This is a genomic window from Streptomyces sp. NPDC048461, assembly GCF_055587105.1.
In genome coordinates this window covers 1-3,421 of record NZ_JBVJGW010000068.1, presented here as the reverse complement: position 1 = coordinate 3,421, position 3,421 = coordinate 1, and the positions used below count along the sequence as shown (strand labels likewise).

Annotated in this window: 3 protein-coding genes; all 3 read right to left on the bottom strand. The window is 69.2% G+C overall.

Features of this window, described 5'->3' with window-relative positions; translation table 11 throughout:
• Positions 1-224: 224 nt before the first annotated feature.
• On the bottom strand, positions 225-845 hold the full coding sequence (locus tag ACZ6S8_RS39490; RefSeq protein ID WP_469463228.1) for a helix-turn-helix domain-containing protein: 621 nt from the start codon (positions 843-845) through the stop codon (positions 225-227).
• Between the two features lie 230 nt (positions 846-1,075).
• A complete protein-coding gene (locus ACZ6S8_RS39485) occupies positions 1,076-1,606 on the bottom strand; it encodes a P-loop NTPase family protein (protein WP_469463226.1) in 531 nt (176 codons plus the stop codon).
• Between the two features lie 129 nt (positions 1,607-1,735).
• The gene (locus ACZ6S8_RS39480) at positions 1,736-2,008 is read right to left on the bottom strand and encodes a hypothetical protein (protein WP_469463224.1); all 273 of its coding nucleotides are present in this window, start codon (positions 2,006-2,008) and stop codon (positions 1,736-1,738) included.
• Positions 2,009-3,421: the final 1,413 nt, after the last annotated feature.

Sequence of the window (3,421 nt, the reverse complement as noted above, 5' to 3'; positions counted from 1 at the left end):
GGCCCGCGCGCCCGGTCGTCCCGCCCTTGCCCCTCACCCCCCCCGGGGCGTGTGTGGAGGTGGGCACGGGGTCGCGGGGCCCCCACGTCCCAGGCGTCAGGCCCATCCGTCGATGAGCTGCCCGGATCCGCCCCGGCCCCCTGCCGACGGCCCCGAGGCAGGGAGCCGGACCATCCAGGTCGCCAGATCTGCCGGAGTGCCCTGATTTTTCTCGCTGGGGCTGGTCACTCGTGGACAGGCGGGGTGCTGTCTTGGGTTGCCGCGGCCGCGGTGAGGATGCGTTCCCAGGTGCGGGGGGTTCCGCCGTGCCGCGCGGCGAGTTCGGCGGCAAGACGGCCCTTGGATGCGCTGTGCGCTGCGGTGAGGGCGTCGGCCGCGGTGCGCAGCCGCGGGTCGCCCTCGTAGGCGTGCTGCTTGCGGGGGCCTTGGGGTTCGCCGGCGCGGCGGCCGCCGCCCTTTCCCTGGCCGGGTGCGTTGTCGCGGCGCGCTTCGACCTCGTGCCGGGGCCACAGCCGCGCGCCGTAGACGGTGGTGCCGGCGGAGAGGTAGCCCTGGACGCTGTAGGCCCGCACGGTGCTCGGGCTGATGCCGAGGATGCCGGCGGCTTCCTCGGCGGTGAGCAGGTCGTCGGGGTGCTCACCGTCGGGTAGCGGGGGGATCGGCTTGCCGGCGAGGTAGGCCTCTGCCTGGGCCAGGCTGTAGATCAGGTAGCGGCTTCCGGGGAGGAGGCTGGGCACGTGGTGGCGGAAGGCGGGAGCGTCACGGCGGCGCCAGGTGGCCACGGGTACCCCGAGCCGGCGGGCGATGTCGGCCTCGTTGATGACCGGCTGATTGCGGGGGATCACGTCGTCTCCTCGGCAGCTGCTGCTGTGCCGCGGGGGCGCGGCCTGTAGGCTTGGCGTGCAGGCTGGTTGGTTTTCCGGGCCTGAACGTTGTACGAAGCCGGCGGTGTGCCGGGCCGCTCCCAGAGCGGCCCTCCGCCGGCTTCGGCGTTTCCCGGGCACCCGCGAGAGACGGATTTAACCTTACAGCATTTGGGTTCACAGGGGGATCCCCCGGTCCCGAGGCCCCTGGTTCACCGACCGGAGAGCCGGCCCGCGAGCCATGCATCCGCCTGCCGCCCGCTGCGGAGCCGTACGACATCGACGCCCAGGGCCGCGGTCTCGGCGACCTGCACGGCGTACCTGGGGCGGTTGCTGCGGTACTTCCGGATCGCGGTGCGCAGCAGGGAGCGCCGGCCGAAGAAGGCCCGGTTCCAGGTGAGGTGCTGTGCTTGCGCGCTCGTGTCCAGACCGGCGAGCTGACGCAGGCTTCGGTGCACGATCCGGCACACGATCAACGGCAACGGAAGGTCGAGCCAGACCAGTACGTCGGCCCGATGCCACACCACATCAGCGAGTTTCGAGTAGTTTCCCTCGACTACCCACGACTCTCCCCGTGTGATCCGATCGGCCTCGCCGCGAAATTCACCGAGCGGCAGCGGCCCGTCCTCTGTGAACAGCACGTCGTCAAGATCGGTATGCGGCAGACCCAGTGAAACAGAGAGGTTCTTCGCGATCGTTGTTTTTCCGCTCGCAGGAGGGCCGAATAGGGCGATCTTGACCACCAAGGATTCCTGACTACTCGTCCAACGGGTTAGCAAAGCTCAATTATCCCTGACCGCAGAACCCCGGGCAGACCTGCCGACCATGGTTATCGACGTGACGTCGCAGGGCCACAAGGAGGGTCGATACTGTCACTTGAAGAGCAGAGAGAGTGAGAGCGTCACGCAGAGTGCTCCGGCGGCAATGAGGGCCACTCCGAATGCGATCACATGACCGCGAGTCGCGCGAAACCCGTCTGCGGGTTGGTTTGTCTTTTCGAGTATCCCACTCGCAACGTCAGTGACTTTGTTAATTCTGAAAAGGAAGGTAGCCCCTACCAGCCACAACGTTAACCCCACGAAGCCCAGGAAAACCTTTCCTTCGGCTGAGGTCTCAGCTGCGATCATATACTGAAGCATATCCACGTCCTTTCCTTCCTGGAACTGGTAAGTCCGAGCATGTCCACGTCGGGTCCGACGGGTAACAGTCAGGGCCCCGAGCGCGTGAACACGGCTTGTGGCGGGCTTGACGGAAGGGTGTGGTTCGACCTCGCTGAGCCCTCGTCAGCGGACTGACGAGGGCTCAAACAAGCCTACGGAGACGCGTACGATGCGAATCAGCCGATTGTGCGGCATCGACGTGAAGCATCGATTACGGATTCCGTTGCCTGTCGGGCGCACCTAGGTATCGGATCGCTGCCACAGTAATGACTCCGACGGCAGCTCCTGCGATCGCCTGAAATGTTATTGATGCTACAGAGTCATTCTGCGAGAGTCCGAATGCGGCATACACGAACGCCCCCAGGATGGCGCCGCAGATGTACTGCCACTGCAGACTTATCAGGGAGTCGATCCCCTGAACGAGTTTATTGAACACCATCACCACCACGTATCGGATCCCTTGAAGATCCCATAGACACCCCCAATCGTGAAGTCTGTGGCGAAGCCCCAGCCGCCGCCAGCGGCAGCTCCTGGTGGGCAGCCGATCCCGCCCATGACCGTGTGCCGGTTCGCTCCGTTGCTCCTGGGCTACCTCGCCCTGGTGACGGCCGGCCGTGGGCGACCCCGCACAGCCCGGGTTCGCCGCGGTCACGGTTGCCGTGTGCCTGCGCCCTGTCTGCGTCGTGGCCGCCCAGGACGGCGGCCCGGGTGGTTCCGGCCCCGCCTAAGCGGGGGCGGTGCCGCCCGGGCCTAGGATCCGCCGATGCGGCCGTACGGCGGCCTCTGGCGCCGGTTCCTCGGTCGCGGGTACCACCGGGGCCGGGGCGGCGAGTTCGGCCGCCAGACGGCCATGTCGTACCGACCCGTCCGGGTCGGTGATGTGGCGGGGGCCGGTGCCCAGGGGGGCGGCGCTGATCATCCACCCGCACAGTCTCCGCCCACGCTCAGAGCCGTGGCGCAGCGGGCCGCCTGCCGGCACCCAGGGAGACCTGTGCGCGGCGTGGGGACCTGCGGGCGCGGGCTAGGTTCGTGTGCAGTCCGCGCCGACATGGGCGCGCGGGCCAGGGCCGGTACCCAGAGCGCTCTGGGGCAGTACGACCGGGCCGCCCCGGCCCCGGTATTCCGACGGAATACCGGGGCCGACGGACTCGCGGGGTCCAGCCGCTCCCGCGATCGCGCTCTCCGATGGCGCGCAGCGCTTCTCGACCCGCTGGCCGAGCCTTGTGAGCCCGCCACGGTCTGACGGGTTCACCGGGCGCGCCGGGACGGCTGTAGGCCCCGGGGGACGCACCGGAGGGGATGGGGTCGGGGGGGGGGGGGGGGGGGGGGGGGGGGGGGGGGGGGGGGGGGGGGGGGGGGTGGGGGGCCGGCGGGCGGGCCCGGGGGGGGGGGGCGGCG